The organism is Candidatus Leptofilum sp., from assembly GCF_965223525.1.
GTDB lineage: Bacteria > Chloroflexota > Anaerolineae > Promineifilales > Promineifilaceae > Leptofilum.
This window is the reverse complement of sequence record NZ_CBDCWX010000005.1, coordinates 746087-761731: the sequence shown is the minus strand read 5'-3', so window position 1 is coordinate 761731 and position 15645 is coordinate 746087. Positions and strand designations below refer to the sequence as shown.

17 protein-coding genes are annotated in these 15645 nt (G+C 50.8%); 11 read left to right on the top strand and 6 right to left on the bottom strand.

Annotated elements, in window-relative coordinates; translation table 11 throughout:
- Positions 1-4: 4 nt before the first annotated feature.
- From dnaB to ACOQPM_RS08720, 4 genes are all read left to right on the top strand, one after another.
- A complete protein-coding gene (gene dnaB, locus ACOQPM_RS08735; protein ID WP_420628870.1) occupies positions 5-1345 on the top strand; it encodes a replicative DNA helicase in 1341 nt (446 codons plus the stop codon).
- 124 nt (positions 1346-1469) lie between these two features.
- Complete coding sequence (locus tag ACOQPM_RS08730) at positions 1470-2177, top strand: DnaD domain-containing protein (protein ID WP_420628869.1); 708 nt, start codon at positions 1470-1472, stop codon at positions 2175-2177.
- Positions 2098-3513 (top strand): ATP-binding protein, encoded by a 1416-nt coding sequence (locus ACOQPM_RS08725; RefSeq protein ID WP_420628868.1) that lies wholly within the window; start codon positions 2098-2100, stop codon positions 3511-3513. Before ACOQPM_RS08730 ends, ACOQPM_RS08725 begins: the two co-directional genes overlap by 80 nt.
- Positions 3514-3529: 16 nt before the next feature.
- Entirely contained in the window at positions 3530-4081 is a 552-nt protein-coding gene (locus tag ACOQPM_RS08720) for a hypothetical protein (RefSeq protein ID WP_420628867.1), read from the top strand.
- Between the two features lie 7 nt (positions 4082-4088).
- Here the strand turns inward: ACOQPM_RS08720 and ACOQPM_RS08715 are convergent, their stop codons facing one another.
- A complete protein-coding gene (locus ACOQPM_RS08715; RefSeq protein WP_420628866.1) occupies positions 4089-4655 on the bottom strand; it encodes a LysM peptidoglycan-binding domain-containing protein in 567 nt (188 codons plus the stop codon).
- Between the two features lie 128 nt (positions 4656-4783).
- Between ACOQPM_RS08715 and ACOQPM_RS08710 the strand changes: the two genes are divergently transcribed.
- Both ACOQPM_RS08710 and ACOQPM_RS08705 read left to right on the top strand, forming a co-directional pair.
- Positions 4784-5500: a hypothetical protein gene (locus tag ACOQPM_RS08710; RefSeq protein ID WP_420628865.1), complete on the top strand. Its 717-nt coding sequence runs from the start codon at positions 4784-4786 to the stop codon at positions 5498-5500.
- A 71-nt stretch (positions 5501-5571) separates the two neighbouring features.
- On the top strand, positions 5572-6258 hold the full coding sequence (locus ACOQPM_RS08705; RefSeq protein WP_420628864.1) for a hypothetical protein: 687 nt from the start codon (positions 5572-5574) through the stop codon (positions 6256-6258).
- Between the two features lie 109 nt (positions 6259-6367).
- Here ACOQPM_RS08705 and pgeF read toward each other — a convergent pair whose 3' ends face one another.
- The 4 genes from pgeF to ACOQPM_RS08685 are packed head-to-tail and all read right to left on the bottom strand — an operon-like array spanning position 6368 to position 10042.
- On the bottom strand, positions 6368-7162 hold the full coding sequence (pgeF, locus tag ACOQPM_RS08700; RefSeq protein ID WP_420628863.1) for a peptidoglycan editing factor PgeF: 795 nt from the start codon (positions 7160-7162) through the stop codon (positions 6368-6370).
- Between the two features lie 2 nt (positions 7163-7164).
- Positions 7165-8160 (bottom strand): NAD-dependent epimerase/dehydratase family protein, encoded by a 996-nt coding sequence (locus tag ACOQPM_RS08695; protein WP_420628862.1) that lies wholly within the window; start codon positions 8158-8160, stop codon positions 7165-7167.
- Between the two features lie 48 nt (positions 8161-8208).
- Complete coding sequence (locus tag ACOQPM_RS08690) at positions 8209-9327, bottom strand: NB-ARC domain-containing protein (RefSeq protein ID WP_420628861.1); 1119 nt, start codon at positions 9325-9327, stop codon at positions 8209-8211.
- A gap of 4 nt (positions 9328-9331) precedes the next feature.
- Positions 9332-10042, bottom strand: a complete 711-nt coding sequence (locus ACOQPM_RS08685; protein WP_420628860.1) for a hypothetical protein — start codon at positions 10040-10042, stop codon at positions 9332-9334.
- A gap of 171 nt (positions 10043-10213) precedes the next feature.
- Here ACOQPM_RS08685 and ACOQPM_RS08680 point away from each other — a divergent pair, with 171 nt between their 5' ends.
- Both ACOQPM_RS08680 and ACOQPM_RS08675 read left to right on the top strand, forming a co-directional pair.
- Positions 10214-11704 carry a leucyl aminopeptidase gene (locus tag ACOQPM_RS08680; protein WP_420628859.1) on the top strand — a complete coding sequence of 497 codons (1491 nt, stop codon included), beginning with the start codon at positions 10214-10216 and terminating at the stop codon, positions 11702-11704.
- Positions 11705-11854: 150 nt separating this feature from the next.
- Positions 11855-13009 carry a carboxylate-amine ligase gene (locus ACOQPM_RS08675; protein ID WP_420628858.1) on the top strand — a complete coding sequence of 385 codons (1155 nt, stop codon included), beginning with the start codon at positions 11855-11857 and terminating at the stop codon, positions 13007-13009.
- A gap of 31 nt (positions 13010-13040) precedes the next feature.
- On the opposite strand, the gene trhA is transcribed toward ACOQPM_RS08675, so the two are convergent.
- Positions 13041-13712 carry a PAQR family membrane homeostasis protein TrhA gene (trhA, locus tag ACOQPM_RS08670; RefSeq protein ID WP_420628857.1) on the bottom strand — a complete coding sequence of 224 codons (672 nt, stop codon included), beginning with the start codon at positions 13710-13712 and terminating at the stop codon, positions 13041-13043.
- A gap of 122 nt (positions 13713-13834) precedes the next feature.
- Here trhA and ACOQPM_RS08665 point away from each other — a divergent pair, with 122 nt between their 5' ends.
- The 3 genes from ACOQPM_RS08665 to ACOQPM_RS08655 all read left to right on the top strand — a co-directional run bounded on the left by ACOQPM_RS08665 (position 13835) and on the right by ACOQPM_RS08655 (position 15639).
- Positions 13835-14494 carry a cyclase family protein gene (locus ACOQPM_RS08665; RefSeq protein ID WP_420628856.1) on the top strand — a complete coding sequence of 220 codons (660 nt, stop codon included), beginning with the start codon at positions 13835-13837 and terminating at the stop codon, positions 14492-14494.
- 67 nt (positions 14495-14561) lie between these two features.
- Positions 14562-15227 carry a hypothetical protein gene (locus ACOQPM_RS08660; RefSeq protein WP_420628855.1) on the top strand — a complete coding sequence of 222 codons (666 nt, stop codon included), beginning with the start codon at positions 14562-14564 and terminating at the stop codon, positions 15225-15227.
- Between the two features lie 22 nt (positions 15228-15249).
- Positions 15250-15639 (top strand): VOC family protein, encoded by a 390-nt coding sequence (locus ACOQPM_RS08655; protein ID WP_420628853.1) that lies wholly within the window; start codon positions 15250-15252, stop codon positions 15637-15639.
- Positions 15640-15645: the final 6 nt, after the last annotated feature.

The following is a 15645-nucleotide window of genomic DNA, read 5'->3' as shown; positions in this document are numbered from 1 at the left end:
CTCCATGAGCACTGTTGAACGCCTACCCCCGCACAGTTTGGAAGCTGAAGAAGCCGTTCTTGGTTCGCTGCTTATTGACCCCGATGCCCTGTTTGAAGTTTCCAACTTTTTACGCCCCGAAGCATTTTACCGTACAGCCAATAAATGGATCTACGAAGCAATTCTTAGCCTGAGCGAGCGGCGCGAACCGCTTGATTTTGTGACGCTTACCGAAGAACTGCGGCGGCGCGAACAGCTTGAAGAAGTTGGTGGCGAAGCATACGTCATTAGCCTCATTAACGCCGTGCCGACGGCTATCAATGCTCGCAACTACGGCAAGCTGGTAGAAGCGGCCGCATTGCGGCGCAAGCTCATCGGTGCAGCCGGTACCATTGCCAACCTGGCCTACGACGAAGCAGAAGACATCAATGTTGTCATTGACCGCTCAGAGACGGCTCTTTTTAGCATTAGCGAACAGCGCACCACGCGGGATTTAATGCCGGTCAAGCAAATTGCGGGCGAATATCTGGATCGCATCCAGCGGCTGATGGAGCAAGGGGACGACGTTATTGGCGTGCCTACTGGCTTCACAGACCTGGATCGGTTATTGGGTGGCCTCAATCGCTCCGATTTGCTCATTTTGGCGGCACGACCTGGTATGGGTAAAACTAGTTTGCAAAATGCGATTGCCCTCACGGCTGCTATGCGGTATGGCAAGCGTATCGCTATGTTCAACCTGGAAATGTCTGGCGAGCAGCTAGTGCAGCGTATGATTGCCGCTGAAACGCGCATAGATTCTCAACGGTTGCGGCGCGGTCAGCTACATGAGCACGAATTGCCGATTTTTATGGAAGCAATCGGCCGTTTATCCGAAACGCGCATCTTTATTGATGATACGCCTTCGATTACACCCAACCAACTTCGCACCAAATGCCGACGTCTCTATGCCGAACACGGCCTCGATCTGGTCATTATTGATTATTTGCAGCTCATGTCGGCAGAACACACCAGCAACAACCGCGTCATGGAAATTAGCGAGATTTCACGCGCGTTAAAAGGATTGGCGCGTGAGTTGGATGTGCCGGTGCTGGCGGCTGCCCAGCTTAGTCGTGCCGTCGAGCAGCGCCAAGACAAGCACCCCCAGCTTTCCGACCTTAGAGACAGCGGATCGATCGAGCAGGATGCCGATATCGTGATGTTTATTTACCGGGATGAATATTACAATCCAGACACCACAGAACGGCCGAATATCGCCGAACTCACCATTGCCAAACACCGCAACGGTCCTACCGGGGTGGTAGACCTCTACTGGCACAGCAAACTCGCCACCTTCCGCAATCTACAGCGCCAAGAGATCAATTTGTAGATAGAGTCTGGAAGTGCCAGTCACCGGGCGGAACGATGTTGGTAATTGATCATCGCCGCGCCCGGTGGCTGGCACTTTTACTTGCCGTTGACAATTAACCATTAACCATTCACAATTAACCATTATGAAAGGTTTTCCCGGTTTCCCAGACGGAAAACTACGCACGACCATTATGCCCAACCTTTTTTTCAGCGATCTGCTGCCTCACATTGAGAACATCGCCGAGCTTAAGGTGACGCTGTATGCGTTTTGGGCGATGGGGCAAAAAGATGGCAAGGTGCGCTATCTGCGCCTAACCGACTTTTTGAATGACACGGAGTTTGTGAAGGGACTAGGGCCAACCATCGCCATTGCCACAGAGGCGTTGATGGATGGCATTGAGCGGGCGGTGGCGCGGGGAACTTTTTTACACGTCAACATCGAAAGCGCTGATGGCAAAATGGATCTCTACTTTTTCAACACCGAGAAAGGACGTGCTGCTTTTGAAGGTATCACTAAAGGGCAGTGGCGACCCAACCCAGACGAAGATGAGCCGATCACCTTGCTGGTGGAACGGCCGAATATCTTCATCCTCTATGAACAAAACATTGGTCCCCTCACGCCGATGGTGGCCGACGAACTGCGCGACGCCGAGCAAACCTACCCCGTCCGGTGGATAGAAGAAGCGATAGAAACGGCCGTTGCCAACAACGTCCGCAAGTGGCGCTACATCATCGCCATTCTGGAAAGATGGCGACAGGAAGGAAAGAAAGATGGAATCGGCCGGCGAGATACTCAAAAAGAGCTACGCCAATCAATCCCAGATGGACTTGAAGACATCATCAAGCGATAGCCCCCTACCCGACGACTCTGCCGAAGGCAGCGGCTTGGGTCAGCCTGATTGCCCACATTGCGGCGGGCTAGGCTACGTGATCCCTAACGTGCCGCCTGTAGACCCCCGCTTTGGACGGGCCTTACCCTGCACTTGCCGCGCCGCTGAGCGCGAAATGGCTCGCATAGACGGCCTACTCAAGCTAAGTCAGCTAGGGGCGCTGCGAGATTGTACCTTCGATGCTTTTCTACCAGATGGTCATGGACTTACCCCCGGCAAGCAGCTCAACTTAAAGATGGCCTATGACCGTGCCCTGGCCTATGCTCAAAACCCCGAAGGGTGGCTGGTGCTAAAAGGTGGCTACGGCTGCGGCAAGACACATCTGGCAGCGGCCATTGCCAACCAGCGCATCGCCATGGGGCATCCTGCCTTGTTTGTGAACACGCCAGATTTGTTAGACCATCTACGAGCGACCTTTAGCCCCACATCCCCCACCGGTTACGATGAGCGTTTTGAGCAAATTCGCAACACGCCTTTGCTCATCCTGGACGATTTAGGCGCGCAAAGCAACAGCGACTGGGCGCAAGAAAAGCTGTACCAGATTTTTAATCATCGCTACAACAGCCGCCTAGCGACGGTTGTCACTACCAATCTGGAACTGGAAGCCATTGAAATTCGCATACGCTCGCGCATGGTAGACCCTAGCTTGGTGCAAATCATCCACATCGCCGCGCCAGACTTTCGCCGGGCAGGGGTAGATCAGGAGCAATCTGAGTTATCTAGCCTAAGCCTGCATCACGACAAAACGTTCGATAATTTTAATTTGCGGGAGCGGGAACTGCCGCGCGCGCAGGCCAACAATTTACGCAACGCCCTAGAAACAGCGCGTGAGTTTGCTGACACGCCATCAGATTGGTTGGTACTTAACAGCGTTGGCTACGGCAATGGTAAAACACACCTGGCAGCAGCTATTGCCAACGAAATTCAGAAAAAAGGGGAGCCAGTGCTGTTCATTTTGGTGCCGGATTTACTGGATCACCTGCGGGCGACATTTAACCCGGCCAGCGGAATGCGCTACGACAAGCGGTTTGACGAGGTGAAAACGGCCCCACTGCTGGTTTTGGATGATTTGGGAACAGAGAGCGCCACGGCCTGGGCGCGGGAGAAGCTGTACCAACTGTTTAACTACCGCTACAGTGCCCGCCTGCCTACAGTTATCACCACGGCCACGCTCATTGATGAAATTGACCCACGCCTGGCCACGCGGATGCTGGACGGCAGCCGCTGCACTTTCTTCTTGCTAGAAGTGCCTAGCTATCGCGGTGGCATAAAACCCAAACGCAGCCGGAAAAGATAATAAGCCGGTAACGAGTATGATTTACCTTATTGGCGGTGCGCCTAGAGTTGGCAAGAGTACGTTGGCTCAACAAGTTGCTGCCAGTTTAAAGAGTAGCTGGATTTCTACCGATCCTTTGCTGGAGCTTTTGCGGGTGGGGGATGTTGCCGGGGTAAAAACTGAATGGAATGCTAAGCCAGAGGCAATAGCGGCAACGGCCGAATGGTTTTATCCATATTTAGAGCGGTTTGTTTGGAGTGTCGAGTCTCTTGCTGCTGATTATGTGATTGAAGGGGTTGACTTTCTTCCAGAACAGGTAGCTCGGTTGTCAGCTCAATTTCAAGTGAGAACCTTGTTTTTGGGTTGCTCAAAAATGACCCGTAAACGATTCGACCAGTTCCCCGGCCGTTCACGGGGGTACGCTAACCTACCAGAGGAACTCAAGCGACAAATTGTAGAGGACGTCCCGCTTTGGAGCGCATTCGTTGGGCAAGAAGCCCAAAAATTTGGGTATCCCTACGTTGACACGGAAGATGATTTTCTGGCTCGGCTCGTTGAAGCCGAAGGCAAACTTCTTACTGAAAACTGATTGCCGGTTACTGTCCGTCTGGAATTGTTAAAACTGTGCTGACGGTTACGCGGTCTGGGTTAGCAATGTTGTTTGCGGTGACGAGGGTCTGGACAGTGGTATTGTACTGGCGGGCAATGGCGGTGAGGGTTTCACCGGGTTGGACGGTGTGTGTTTGGGCAGGTACGGCTGTTGGAAAATCTTCCGGGTTTACAGGTTCTTCCTCAGTTTCTGCGCCTTCTTCAGTGACTTCTTCCGCTTCGTTGTTCTCAGCCTCGTCCGGTTCTTCATCTGAAGCTGCTTCTTCCTCTTCTTCAGCCTCTGGTTTGATGGTTTCGGCCTCTGCGTCGCTTTCCACCAGCGGGGCTGCTGGCTGGCCTTCGCCCAAAACGGCAGGGATGACGGTGTTGAAAATATACGGCCGTAACAAAGCAATGATCAAAACTGTAAACAGCAAAATGATTGCCAAAATGGCAAACTTCAGTAGTTCACCTCGCCTTTCATCTGCTTGATCTGGCTCTAGTACGATGACATCGGTATCTTCCGGAGTGGGCTGTACTTTTACTTCTGATTGTTCAACAGGTGCTTCACTCATGGGAACTACGCCTCCAAAACATATGTGTGAAACATTATGACAAATGGTGTCACAGATTAACAGGCTTGCCCTATTTGGTCAAGCCGCGCCAAATTCTGTTAGAATCCGCCTGTTCAGGGAGAAGAATAATGAGACGATCTAGGCGAGTGATCGGGCTGTTGTTTACATTTTGGGTGTTAGTTTTGAGTGTGTACGGCCGTTCCCAACCGACCAACGCTGGTGAAGATGAACGCCTCTATTTGCCGCTGGTTTCACGCCCATCATTAGGGCCAAACTTGCTGCCGAATAGCTCTTTTGAGCAGGGGTGGTATCACATTGACAACGTGCCAGAGCTGCAAATTCCTGAAGGATGGCAGTTTGCCTATGCCGAAGGCGATAATGCGCTAGACCCTGACCCGTGGAATGCGTGGGTGCGGCCAGAGATGCGGGTGCTATCGTCGGCATTTTTACCGCCAGAAGAGCATGATTTGTTCATTTGGGATGGCAACCAGACAGTGAAGGTGTTTAAGGGTTTTGGGGCGATTCAGTTTGAGTTGACAACGGCCGTTTCTCTGCAACCGGGCACATACATTCTCGTCATCCACGTTTTTCCTGATCTGGTGATAGGGTATGAAAATGGCCAGAAAATCTGGGCACCAGACCCACTTTCTGGCGAAGTGAAGCTGATCGCTGGCAACGGCACGACTGGCTGGCTGTTGCCTGAATTCGGCCAGAAAAACCGCTTTCAGACCACATTCACCATTTCCAGCCCGCAAACGGTTACCGTTGGCGCGGCTATGCGGGGTCGCTGGGCCATTGAAAATAATGGCTGGTTCCTGGACGATTGGGGCTTATACAAACCATAAACAATACGCAGATTTCGCTGATTCTCGCAGATTTAGGGTCTTAATCCGTGAAATCTGTGGCTAAAAAATTTATGAACAAGATTGGGACTTTGGCAGAAAAATCGCTGCACGCAGGTATTAAGGAATGGTACGGCCGTTCCACCGACCAGTTCGAGGTAAAGGTGGACGGCTTTGTCATTGACATTGTGCGTGGCGAGCAGCTCATCGAGATTCAGACACGCCACTTTGGGGCGATGAAGCGCAAGCTGGGGCTGCTGCTGGACAATCATCCGGTGCTGCTGCTGCACCCCATTGCTCAGGAAAAGTGGATTGTGAGGGAAACGGCCGTTGGCTACCCCATCAGCCGCCGTAAATCCCCCAAAAAAGGGCAACCGCTTGACCTCTTCTCTGAACTAATGCGAATACCCCACCTGCTGCCGCATCCCAATTTGGTGGTAGGCGCGGTGCTGACCCAGCAAGAAGAGATTTGGCGCGATGACGGCCAAGGGAGCTGGCGGCGCAAAGGGTGGAGCCTGCACGATCATCGCCTGCTGGATGTGGTAGAAATGCACACCTTCGCCACGCCAACGGATCTGCTTGCCCTGCTGCCGCCCGATTTACCCCAGCCGTTTACCAACAAACAGCTTGCCAAACTTGCCAAAATTCGCACTAAATTGGCTCAGCGCATCACCTACACGCTGGCTCGTTGCGATGTTATTGAACAGGTGGGGAAGGACGGCCGTTCAAACTTGTACAGCGTGAAAGAAAACGCTTTTTGAGAATTTAGGAGATTTTCTGGGAGATATTGCGTATTTCGTATTGCGTAGCATCTGCAGGACACGCAATACGAAACATGAAATACGGACAAAGCCCTAATACTTTTCCATATTAAGGGGATAGCACAAAAATGGAGCCAAAACGGCCAGTTTTACCTTTTTCGGCACGGTGAGAGAAGAAGAGGTCGGTGCGGTCGGCGGTGCAGAGGCCGGGCATTTCAATTTGTTGGACGCCAGCTTGCAGCAATCGTTGGCGATTTGCCTCGGGAAGATCGTAATGGTAACGGCCGTTCCCCTTCCCCTCTGGTTTTCTCAATAGCAGTTCCCAATTGGCAAATGCCGCCTTCACCTCGCTGACGAGCGGTTCATCCACCTCGTAATTGTCCCAGCTAATGCAGGGGCCAATGCCCGCCAGCAAACCAGCCGGATTGCTGCCAAACTGCTGCTGCATGGCGCGTACCATTGCCCCCGGCAAATCCACTACCGTGCCTTTCCAGCCTGCGTGGCCTAGCCCAATGGCGTGCTGCACCGGATCAACCAGCAGGATGGGGGTGCAGTCGGCAAAGTTCATCGTCAGGCCGCAGCCCGGTTCGTTGGTGATGAGGGCATCCACGTGCTCCACCCAGGTACCGTTGTCGGCTTGTGTCACGCGAGCCACCTCGTTGCCGTGTACCAGGTGGGCGTGGACGACAGTATCATTTTGCCGCTCAAACAGCCCAAACGCTTTGGTGCGATTGGTGTAGACGGCCGTTTTCTCATCCGGCACGCTCACACTTAAATTTAAGGAGTCATGGGGCGGCTGGCTCACCCCACCTTGGCGGGAAAAGATAGCGTGCTGGCTACGGCCGTAACTGCCAAAGCTCTCAAACTCAAAATAAACAATCCCCGCTTCTTCTTTTTGCAGCATAGTTAGCGATTATGCCACTTTTGCAGCAGTTCCGCTTCCCGTTCGCGGCTTATACCGGCACGCCATTCATGGTTAGCGGGGCGGGTGGCTTGCCAGGTTAAGGTGTCCCGGATTGTTTCGGCTAACGGCCGTACAACCAATCCGTCTGCAAACGCTTTGTCGCAATTCACCAGGTTGAATCCTGGCAGCTCACTACCCACCCACAGCGGCAAATCCATCCACGCCGACACCGCGTGCTCGGTTAAAAATGGCTCATCCACCCAAGTAAACGTAGCGTCGCTGCCAGATACGTCTTTGCACGTCTCTAAAACATCGCCCAGCGTGATTGTTCCCGCCTGCCCGGTGACGTTGTAGTTGCCCGTTTTTTGCTGGGCTACCATGTGCAAAATCCACAACGCTAAATCGCGCACGTCAATGAACTGTGTCAGGTAATCTGGCGAGTCTGGAACCAGCACTTCGTCACCCTGGGCCACGCGGTGAGGCCAGTAGGTAAAGCGGTCTGACTGGTCGTGCGGCCCGACGATTAGCCCGGCGCGCACGTTCAAAACGCGCCCCGGCATCGCGGCTTCGGCTGCTTGCTCGCACAATGCTTTTAGCGGACCATACGTTTCGCCCGTGACTTCTTCCACCGTTTCGTCTTCCATGGTGCCAACGGCCGTATCCTCTGCCAAACCCGGTTCACGCATCGCCTCAAATGGATAGACAGAAATGCTGGAAATGAACACATATTGCTTCACGGCATCGGCTAGCACGGTAGCCGAATCACGTACCAGCCGGGGTACGTAGCCACAGGTATCAATGACGGCATCGAAGGAACGGCCGTTCAACACCTCCAGCCCCCCATCTCGATCCCCAATCAACAAATCCACCTGCCCACTGTACAAATCTGGATTGCTCTGCCCTCGATTAAATAGCGTTACTTCATGCCCGGCCGCCAAAGCCGCATCCACAATGGCGCGTCCCAAAAATCGCGTTCCACCAATGACCAGTATGTTCATATTTCTCCTTTCTATGATTACGTTAATGTCGCCGACTAAATTTGAGGGCTAATGTTTGTATTCTTTTGTGTCATAGATTTTAACGTAATTTGATTCTAGTTTTTCACGCAAAGAGGATCTATGATTAAGGTGCCAGCTAGCATAACTTTTTGTGAGAGGCAGGATGGTAACTTGGTTATTGGTTGTCTCTTCGATTAACGATCGGGTTTTTAGCTCCCTTAGAGCGTCAAAAAGTCTAGAAGTTTCAATTTCACAGATTGTTTGAATAGCTTCTATTTCGATTGGATTATTCAAAAGAGACATTGCCATTAGAACCTCTTTCGCTCTCTCTGATAAGCTGCGAAACAATTGTTGAAAACAATAGGCCAACACATTCTCTGCTGTGTATAAACTATCCAATATCTCTGGAATCAAACCTGTTAAATCTTTTCTTCGAGTTGCACGTATTTTTGCCATGATCCATTTAATTGCTAACGGTATACCACCAGTACCATGATAGATTTCCAGCATTAAACCTCGATCTAAATTTAACCGCTCAAAAATTTTTTCTTTTCCTTGTTCCGCATTAATTAGTTCAACACACTCTTCAAACGAAAGCGCAAATAATCTTATAAGATGTTCTCCTTCACCCTGAATTTCTATTCTGGAAGTAACTAAACATTTATTATCAAATGGAATACTCCTTGCAAACCGTAATATTTCAGCAGCAGCATCTTGCTCAAGAGACTCAAGATTATCTATAATAAGCAAAATTTTATTTCCTTGAAGAAATGACTTGATTTTGTCTTCCTTGTCAGGAACTGAGTATCCATGACAATTTATATCCAAAGTTTTAGCAATAACGTCTAATAAGTCTTCAAGGTCTTTAGTGATAAATGCTTCATCAATTTCTTCTACATTCCTTCTTTTATCAACAAGTTCAGTTTTGCTGCTAGCCCATACTATAACTTCAAAAGAAGCATCAGTAGCATCCAGAAGTTTATGTGCAATATGCAAGGCTAATGAAGTTTTTCCAACACCTGCTACTCCTGAAATTGCAATTAAGAATGCACGAGGATTATTAAGTAATAAATCTAGCACAACACTAGAAATTTTGTTTCTTCCCACAAAAGGTTCGTTTAACTTTCTTCGTGGAAGATTGTGTAGCACATTCTTGCTATCTGACATTTTATTATCCTTGTTGAAATTCATCTTCCCCAAGAGAATACAGCTTTCTACCGGAAAATGCTTTCAGCCTTTGTTCATCAAACTCATAATCAAAATCCATTATTTCGACAATGAAACCCTTCACTGGAACTCCCTCAACGCGAATTGGAATGATAATGTGACTGCCTGGCTCACAAACATCTAAGTCAATCCGAATTGTTGCCTTGGTAGTTTCAGGAAAATCTGTAAAGTTGTGATTCTTTACAGTTACCTTTAGTTTAATTCTCACCTCTACGGCTGTTCCTGATTGAGTTATATTTTGAACGTTTTTAATATCTAATGATATGTATTTATAAGGGGTTGCCATTGGAGATTGCGATGCCCACCATTTTTTAAGTTCTCTACATATTTGTCCCATGCTATTATTACCATGTTTAGCAACTTCTTGAGCATCAAGTGGGAAAAAATCTATTATGTTCCCCTTTGGTAGAAAAGTAGTATATTTTTTCCACTCTATCATGATTTTGGGGCCAAAAGTGGCTTGATATTGAGCTCGTTGAAGCTCATTATTTAAATCCATAGCCTTAACCTGCTGATCTGATTGCGAAAGTTGTTGCCTGATCTGAAAAACAGTGATAAATGATAAAATGGCGGCAACTACGGCACCAAGTCCGGCACATATTTGACCTATAGCAGCTCCAATTACAAACCAATCCAATATAGTAAACTCGCTCATATATCTATCTCACTTTGAGAATTGTCCAACCTGACTTATTTTAATTACGCGCTGTGATGCAATTTTGTTTCTAGTCGAGAGTTTTGCATCTAACTAAATTATTACATAATAATGGCAATTTTGATATTTATGCAAGTAACAGGAATGGCACTAATATAAATTAGAGGGAAAATGAAAGTATCAATTATTCAAAGAGAAATCCAAATTAGTGAAGCTGACACCATTGTCGTGAACCTGTTTGATGATGTGACAACGCCAAGTGGCGCAACGGGCGCGGTTGATCTGGCCTTGGACGGCGCGATTAGCGAACTGATTGCCAGTGGTGACCTGACGGGCAAGATGGGTGAGGTTGGCGTGCTCTACCCGCGAGGGGCGATGGCGGCGACGCGCGTTTTGGTGGTTGGTTTAGGCAAGCGAGACGGCTTTGATCTGGAGGGCGTGCGGCAGGCGGCGGCCAATGGCATTAAACAAGCACACAAGCTCAAGGCCAAAAACGTGGCCACGATTGTGCATGGCGCGGGCGTCGGTGGCCTAGATGTGACGGCCGCAGCACAGGCGACGGTAGAAGGCAGTTTATTGGCCACTTACCGCTTTGCCGCCACTCGGCAAGAGCCTGAACCGCCGCACGAAATCGAGTCGCTCACGATTGTGGAGTTTGATGGCAGCAAGCTGGCCGCCATTGAAGCAGGCAGCATCCAGGCGCAGGCCATTGCGGCCGGGGTGACCATTGCCCGCGACCTGGTGAACATGCCGCCCAATGTGGCTACGCCGACCAAAATAGCGGATACGGCCGTCACCATCGCCAACGATCACAACCTCAAGCTCATCGTTGGGGATCGTGCCTGGGCGGCCGAGCGCAACATGGGTGGCTTTTTGGCTGTGGCCAAAGGTGCAGGTGAGCCGCCCAAATTTATCGTGCTGGAACACAATGCCGAGCGGGAAGATTTGGATACGATCGTGCTGGTGGGCAAGGGCATCACCTTCGACACCGGTGGTATCTCCATCAAGCCCTCGGCCAACATGGAAGCGATGAAGTCTGATATGGGTGGCGCTGCGGCCGTTTTGGGGGCGATGAAAGTAGTGGGCGCCATGAACCTGCCGCTGCGGGTTATCGGCATTGCCCCTTGCACCGAAAATATGCCAGATGCCAACGCCTACCGTCCGGCAGATGTGATTACCGCCAGCAACGGCATCACCATCGAAATCATCTCCACCGATGCCGAGGGGCGCATGGTGCTGGCCGACGGGCTGGTCTACGCCGCAAAATACAACCCTAAAGCGGTCATTGATTTGGCCACGCTGACGGGTTCTTGCGTGGTGGCTCTAGGTAAGGGAATGGCGGCGGGCTTGTTCAGTACAGACGATAGCTTACGGGATAAATTGGTTGATGCGGGTACGGCCGTACACGAGCGCGTCTGGCCCATGCCCCTGTGGGACGATTACAAAGAAGCCATCCAATCAGACGTGGCAGATATTAAAAACAGCGGCGGCCGTTTTGGTGGCGTGGCCACCTCCGCCATGTTTCTTAGGCAGTTTACCAGCTACCCCTGGGCACATTTAGATATTGCTGGCATGGCTCTAACTGACAAAGGCAACGCCTTGACCCCACGCGGCGGCACGGGCTATGGCGTGCGGTTGTTAGTTGAGTTTTTGCGGAAATGAGTGTAAGCGTGTTTCGTGTTCAAGTATTCAAGTAATCTGAACTCCTAAACACTTGAGAACTTGCATACTTGCACACTCCTCCCCACCCCCTTTATAATCTTTCCAGCAATTCGCTTACGCTTTACTGTGTCCACAAAATAGGAGAAAAAAATGTCCGTACCGACCCCGCCACTTACCATGGGAATTGAGGAAGAGTATCAGATCATTGATCCGAAAAGTCGGAATCTCCATGCGTATATTTCCGAATTTTTGTCTCAGGATCAGCAGCGACAGGTTAGCCTGGGCTTGATGCCTGAATTGATGCAGTCGCAGGTGGAGGTGGGCAGCAATGTTTGCCAGAACATTGGCGAAATCCGACAAGAGGTTGTCCGGTTACGCCGCGCCGTCTGTGAATTGGCCGAGGAAAATGGTTTGGCTATTGCTGCTGCATCTACCCACCCATTTGCGCGATGGGACGAACAGTCCATTACAGAGGGGGTGCGGTACAAAGAACTGCTGGACGATATGCAGGGGGTGGCCAAGCGGCTGCTCATTTTTGGTATGCATGTGCATGTTGGCTTTGGCGCAGATTTGGAATCAAAGAACCTGATGATTGAAATTATGAATCAGGCGCGTTATTTTATTCCCCACTTGCTGGCACTTTCAACCAGTTCGCCATTTTGGCACGGTCGTAACACAGGTCTTCGTTCTTATCGCAGCGTCGTCTTTGAATCGCTGCCCCGCACGGGCATTCCGCACTCGTTTACCTCCTGGGGAGAGTACCAAAATTACGAGCGCACGCTGGGCACGGTCGGCGCGTTTGGCAAAGATGATACGCGGGCAAAAATTTGGTGGGATATACGGCCGCATCCCGTCTTTGACACTTTGGAGTTCCGCATTACCGACATTTGTACTAAAGTAGATGAAGCCATCTGCATTGCTGCCTTGTTCCAGGCCATTTGTGCCAAGCTGCTCAAACTGCGGCGGCAAAATATGTCCTGGCGACAATATCGGCACATCCACATTACCGAAAATAAGTGGCGGGCCGTGCGCTACGGCATTGATGGGGAACTCATTGATTTTGGCAAGCAAGAATCGGTTCCATTTTCCGACCTCATGGAAGAGTTGCTAGAGATAGTAGATGATGTTGTAGACGATTTGGGGAGCCGCCAAGAAGTGGAATATGTGCACACTATCTTACGTAATGGCACCAGTGCTGACCGACAAATTGCCACTTACAAAGCCCACGGCGGCGATGAGAATCGGGAGGAGGCACTCAAGGCAGTGGTTGATCAGCTAGTAGCGGAAACAAAAGAGGGCCTTTAGCTTCTCAGAAATGATCCGCTATCAATGAGTTTTATTGCTGTGCTGGCAGGACGTGAAACAAAACAGCAAAGAAGTGGCAAATGGAGCCACCCAACACGAACAGATGCCAGATGGCGTGGTTGTAGGGGAGCTTTTCCCAAGCGTAAAACAGCACGCCTAGGGTGTAGACCACGCCGCCGACCACCAGCCACACAATGCCCCCCGGCGGTACGGTCACGAGCATTTGCTTGAAGGCAATCACCACCAGCCAGCCCATGAGAACGTAAGCGGCCGTTGCCCACTTCTCATATTTGCCAATGAACACCGTTTTGAAGGCAATGCCCAGCAGTGCCAATCCCCACACGACGCCAAACAACGTCCAGCCCCAGGGCCCACGCATACTCACCAGGGTAAATGGCGTGTACGATCCCGCAATGAGGAGGTAAATGGCCGAATGATCAAAAATCCGCAAAATGCGCTTGGCTTTTGGGTGTTGAATGCTATGGTAAAGCGTGGAGCAAAGGTAGAGTAAGACGAGACTGCTGCCGTAGATGCTAAAGCTTACCACACGCCACACGTCGCCATAGATGGCAGCCAGGGAAACCAGCAGCGTGAGGCCAGCAATGCTGAGGGCAGCACCAATGCCATGCGTTATACTGTTGGCAATCTCTTCACCAACGGTGTAACCCATCACGTTGGTTGGTAAACTCTTTTTTCTATTCATTGGCTGTCTCCCTACTTTGCTAACGTTCCACCACAACGCTAAATTGTTCGTAGCGTATCACAAATTATAGGGGGTTCAAACGGCCGTTTACTAACTTTTAACTATCAAAAAGGAATCAATATATGGGTAGGAAGTTGATTGATGTCAGCCACACCGTCGCTGACGGCTTAGTGACCTACAAAGGCTTGCCCGCGCCAATAATCTGCGACTTTCTCAGCCGGGAAGCGTCACGAGAGCATTACGCTGACGGCACAGAGTTTCACATTGGCAAGATTGAGATGGTGGCTAATACGGGCACTTACGTTGATGCCCCCTTCCATCGTTATGCCGACGGCAAGGATTTGTCGGAGCTACCCCTCGGCTCGCTGGCGAATCTGGATTGTGTGGTGGTGCGGATGCCGGAGAGTTACGGCCGTTCGCTCCATCCCGATCTGCTGCAAGGCAAAAATGTGCAGGGGAAAGCCGTCCTGTTTGATACGGGCTGGTCGCAGCATTGGAACAGTGAGCAATATTTTGAAGGACACCCCTTTTTGACGGCGGAAACGGCCGTTTACCTACAAAAATCCGGCGTGGCACTGGTGGGCATTGACTCATTGAATATTGATAACACCGAAGACGGGAACCGCCCCGTTCATTCCACCTTGCTCAAACACGACATCCCCATTGCCGAACATCTCACCAACCTCCACGCTCTTCCCGACGATAACTTTCGCTTCTTTGCCGTGCCGGTCAAAGTGAAAGCCTTCGGCACCTTCCCAGTCCGCGCTTTTGGCCTTGTGTAACCCAAAATCTAGGGTAAAATCCAGCACAAATGTTCTCGTTTTGCGCTGGCACTTTTGGAGATAAAAAATGACCCAAACACCTGAACACCTAATGACAAAACAGATTGAGGCGATGGGTGGTGAGGCAACGGCCGTTACCATCCAATCTATTCACGCCATAGCCAACTGCACCTCACCCCACGGCGATTACACCACCGAAATCCAGTCGGCACGCCAGCAGCGGTTGCATTTTCTGCAAACTTGGCCTGGGATGCCGCCTTTTAGCGGCATTGTCAATAGTGAGTATGCCTGGGGAGATGACCCCGAAACGGGTGGGGTACGGCCGTTGGCAAAAGCCAGCATCGCCATGCTGCGCGGCCACGAATTCCAGATGATGCCGCTCACCTTACCAGATTATTTTGGCCAGATGGCCATTGGCGCAGAGTCCGATTTTGCCGGAAGACGCTGCGCCACCATTCAAGCCCTCGACGAACTGGAGAAGCCCTGCACCCTCTACTTTGACCAAGCCACAGGCTTGATGGCGGGTTTTGTCATCGTCAACCCCAATGGCGAGGCAGGCGAGACGGTGCAAACCGTTTTCAACGAGTGGCAAACGATTGAGGGCATCAGACTGCCCAGTAAGGTAACCGCTACAGACAGCAGCGGCGATTTTGTGCTGGATTTCCACACAATTACCTTGAACAGCGTGGATGAAACAATATTTACCGTACCAAAAGCTATTGCCGAAGGGTGAGTAGACAACGGAGGATTTTCTAATGGCAAAACTAGATTTAATTGGATTGGTCGTAAAAGATATAGTCGCATCACTGAATTTTTACAGGCTGTTGGGGCTGGAAATTCCGACCGAGGCAGGCAGTGAGGGGCATGTGGAGGTAACGCTGCCCGGTGGCCTGCGCTTAGCTTGGGATACGCTAGATGTGATTTTGAGCTTCAATGATGAATGGGAGACACCAGTCGGCCACCGCATGGGCATGGCCTTTTTGTGTGACAGCCCCGCCGAGGTAGACAAGCTGTACGAAGACGTGGTTGCCGCAGGCTACGAAAGCCACAAACCACCCTGGGATGCCTTTTGGGGTCAGCGTTACGCTCAGGTTAAAGACCCTGATGGCAACATCGTGGATCTGTTTGCCTCAAATGCACAGTAAGCATTC